This window comes from Variovorax sp. 01T439_2, from assembly GCF_056398445.1.
In genome coordinates this window covers 1-3,781 of sequence record NZ_JBFTPJ010000590.1, presented here as the reverse complement: position 1 = coordinate 3,781, position 3,781 = coordinate 1, and the positions used below count along the sequence as shown (strand labels likewise).

At 62.2% G+C, this 3,781-nt stretch carries 5 protein-coding genes; all 5 read left to right on the top strand.

Annotated elements, in window-relative coordinates; all coding sequences use genetic code 11:
* The coding region (locus AC1DOC_RS23905; RefSeq protein WP_478130627.1) for a hypothetical protein at positions 1-190 on the top strand (190 nt) is incomplete at its 5' end.
* Positions 187-2,370 (top strand): GYF domain-containing protein, encoded by a 2,184-nt coding sequence (locus AC1DOC_RS23900; protein WP_478130626.1) that lies wholly within the window; start codon positions 187-189, stop codon positions 2,368-2,370. The genes AC1DOC_RS23905 and AC1DOC_RS23900, both read left to right, overlap by 4 nt.
* Positions 2,367-2,897 carry a hypothetical protein gene (locus AC1DOC_RS23895; RefSeq protein WP_015867280.1) on the top strand — a complete coding sequence of 177 codons (531 nt, stop codon included), beginning with the start codon at positions 2,367-2,369 and terminating at the stop codon, positions 2,895-2,897. Before AC1DOC_RS23900 ends, AC1DOC_RS23895 begins: the two co-directional genes overlap by 4 nt.
* A 44-nt stretch (positions 2,898-2,941) precedes the next feature.
* Positions 2,942-3,250, top strand: coding sequence for a hypothetical protein (locus AC1DOC_RS23890; protein ID WP_436036996.1), 309 nt, complete (start codon positions 2,942-2,944; stop codon positions 3,248-3,250).
* Between the two features lie 204 nt (positions 3,251-3,454).
* The coding region (locus AC1DOC_RS23885; protein WP_478130625.1) for a hypothetical protein at positions 3,455-3,781 on the top strand (327 nt) is incomplete at its 3' end.

Sequence of the window (3,781 nt, the reverse complement as noted above, 5' to 3'; positions counted from 1 at the left end):
CTTCCGAACACACCACTTTCGCGCCGGCGGAATGATGGCGGCAAGCAAGAACTCGTTTTCTGGCTTCAAGCGAGAGCTTGCGCTTCGCGGGCTGGCGGGTGCCCGAGTGCCCGTATCCGCGCTCGCGCGCACATTGCCGTCGACAGGCCGAGCCCCCCAAAAGAACTCAAAGACCGAGGAACAGAAATGAACATGGAGCAGGTTGGCTCGATGGTGCCGTTGTTGCTGTTCATCGCGCTCGTTGCGGGCTGCGTATGGCTCACCCGCCGGTCGGCACGCCAGAGGGAGGTTCAAGGAGAGACGCTGTACGGAACCAAAGGCTGGCTCGGCTTCTTTCTTGTCACGGCGTTCGTCCTCACACCCCTGGTAGGCATCGGGACGCAGCTGAAGACCTTCGCAGACGTCGAGCTGCGCACCCCCGCGGTCCTGGAACTTGCGGGCTACGTGCCTTACAAGGCCTTCTGCTGGTGCCTGCTGCTGGGCGTCATCGTTTGGCAAGTCTGGATGGCCAATCGGCTTCGCACGAGGTACGAGCCGGAGAGCGTGGCGCATGCCAAGCTCTTTCTGGCCCTCAGTCCATTCGTCATGTATCTCGGCGACGTGGGTGCGGCCTGGGCGTTCCTGGACGTCAATGCAGCTGGCGAAGATGCCGGACGCACCGTGCGCGGCTTCATCTCCAGCTTCCTCTGGTTCCTGTATTTCACGAACTCCGAGCGGGTGAAGAACACGTACTTTGGCGCCGAGAAGAGCGCCGGTTCCGCCCCCTTTGAGCCTGGACGCCCGCGTGTAAGGAATTTGAAGGGGCTGGAGCAGCGCCGGGAGCCAGTGTTTACAGACGTTCCGGTGCCACTGGCGCCTGCGGCGGACCTCACCAGCTCCCCCGCCGAGGACGAGGGAGAGCAGGTCTGGTGGTATGYGGAAGGCGAGCACAGAAGCGGGCCCGTGTCGGCTGCGCAACTCGAGCAGCTCGTGCAGGCGGGCACCATCAGCTCGAACACGCTCGTCTGGTGCGAAGGGCGCCTGACCTGGAAGCCTCTGCAGCAGATTCCGGAACTGGTCGGCGAGAGAGCGGCGCCATCCGATGTCGAGCCGGACTTCGTCAGACTTGACAGGCTGCGCGAGCGCACCGCCGGCGCACCTCTGTGGACCTCCGCGGTCGTGCTCTCCGCAGTACTGGTGTGGTTCAGCCTGGCCTTCCACCTGCCCGAGCGAGCCTCCCTCGGCTACGCACTGGGGGTTGGAGTCGGCGCGCTGCTGATTCCAGTGGTGGTGGTCGCCATCTTCTCGCTCTGGACCGCCTACCCGAGCCAACGAAAGAACCTGCAGGTCTTTGTCGGGTGCTGCGCGGTGCTGCTCGCGACCTCGGGCGCGAGTTCGCTCTCGAGCCGTGGCTACGTGGAGCGCTGGCTCAACAAGGACAACCTGAGCGCGGAAGACTTCAGGTCGCAGGCCAACAAGTGCGCGCAGCTGCGCGACTTGCGGTGCCAGGAATCGAGCTGGCGCGAATACGTGCGCCTTCGGCCGGAGGATTCCACGGGCATCGCCCGCCTCGGGTTCGTGCTGAACCAACGCGACAAGCATGAAGAAGCCATCGTTCATCTGAAAAAGTCGATGGACCTCGGAGCGGGAGCGTATGACCTCTTTGCCTATTACGCGGACAGCCACGAGAAGCTTGGCCACACCGGCGACGCCATCGAATGGTCGTACAAGGCGCTCTCCGTGGCGCCAAGCCTCGTGGATGTCAGGGGGCGGCTGGCCAGCCTGCTGCTCAAGACCCATCGGCCCTATGAAGCGCTGTCGCTGCTGCAGGCGTACGACAGCCAGCTGGAGGCCAAAGGCATGCGGCCCTACTTCGCGGCGCAACGGATTTCGATTGAAACGGCCATCGACAAGGCCGAGCCGGAGAAGAACGAGGAACGCATGGCGCTGCGCCTTCCCATGTATGCGGGTCACTTCTTCGCGCCCGTAACGCTCGGTTCGGGCAAGCCGAAGCCCTTCATGGTCGATACCGGCGCAAGCCTCACCAGCCTGAGCGAAGCGATGCTGCGCGACTCCAAGGCGGCATACCGGGTGGTCGACCCCAAAGTTCTGATGACCGTGGCCGACGGTCGCAAGGTCGCAGCCAAGGGGGTGGTGGTCGAATCCATGAAGGTGGGACCCTTCGAGCTGAAGAACGTACCAGCCGTCGTCTGCGCCGATTGCGTGTCGCTCCTGGGCCAGGCCAGCCTCACCAAGTTCGACATGCAGTCCGTCCGTGCACAGGGCGTCGATTTCTTGCTGCTGGCCCAGCGCGGCACGGTGCCGCCGCAACCCCCAAGCAACCTGAAAACTTCTTCTCCTCAGCCGAACGCGCAAGCGCAAACCCCATGACCCCTCAGCAAATCGTCGGTACCGCTTCGCGCCTTTTTGCCATCTGGCTGCTCATCACGGCATTCCAGGCTGTTGCCATCGGCGGCGCCTTGAAGGCTGGCAGCAGCGACCCCAGTGCCGTCTGGGTGCCTTACCTCATGGGCGGCTTTTATTTGTTGGCGGGCCTGCTGTGCTGGTTCTTCCCCATGGTCATTGCGCACAAGCTTGTCCCCCGGACGAAATACGACGACGTCCTGCGCGTTCCAGCTCAGCAGGCGTTGGTCGTGGCATGCGTGGTTCTTGGCCTGCTCGTCATCGCATTCAAGGCGCTCGCCCCCGTCATGGGCTATCTCTCCGTGTGCGCGCTGTGGATTGGCAGCGGCCAGCCGGTCTCGACCATGGACGCAGGCCGGCACATCGATGGATTCATCGGCTTCGCCCAACTGGCCCTTGGGCTCTTTCTTGTCCTGAAGGCCCAGGTGGTGGCAAAACGCCTGCTGGACGAACCGCAGGCGCCTGAACACGAGCTTCGCAGTGAGGTGAGCTAGGTTCGGCTGCAATCTTTAGAAGCCGGGTACATCCCTTTGACACCATGACCGATAAGATAGATATCAACTGCCCGCATCACGGGCAAGCGGCACTTGCTTCGGTGTGCGGGCATCTGATCCAGAATCACGGCGTTCCGTTAGGCTTCATTGAGAACAGCGATGACCCTGATGACAAGCAAGGCTGGTGCTGCGCCTGCGAGCTGGTCTATCTGCAGGAAGAGGACAGGAGCGAGCGCTTCCGGGCCTTTACTCAACACACTGTCCTGTGCTCGCACTGCTACGACCAGGTCAAAGCCCATCATCAGTTCGAACCGCCCGGAACGGCGGCGGTCGGGACGGGAGATGGCACCTAACCCGGTCCGTGATTGCTAAGGTGTCGCCCAGAACCGGACATTCGGAGCGGCAGGCAGAATTCGGCCATCAGAGTTGACATTGGGGAAGTGATGGAGCTAGCGGCGAGTGCAGTGCGGGTCTCGCGATGGTTGCGGGAGTACCGCGCATATTGCAGTATCGGACTGCTAGTCGTTGCTGGCTTGATGCTGATGCACCGAGCAGAAATGAGGGCTGCCGCCGAGAAGACTCTCACGGCGCGTGACGTAACGCTGAAGTACGTCGGCCCGATTGGGAAAGCAATCAGCAGGTCTGGTATCAATCATGGAACGACGAAGTTCGACGCCGGTCTGGGCATTGGAATCGCAAACGACATTGATCGTGACGAACTCCTGCTGAGACTCCGGCCCGTGCTATATCTTCCCTTTGCATCGATTCTCAGCGTCACACAAGAGCAAGCGGGCGCTGTTGAAGCCGCAGGTCCCAGAGTGCGGATAGGGCTGCATCTGGGTGAGGTCGTCACGTTGGAGAGCGCTGCTGGACCTGTTCTGTCG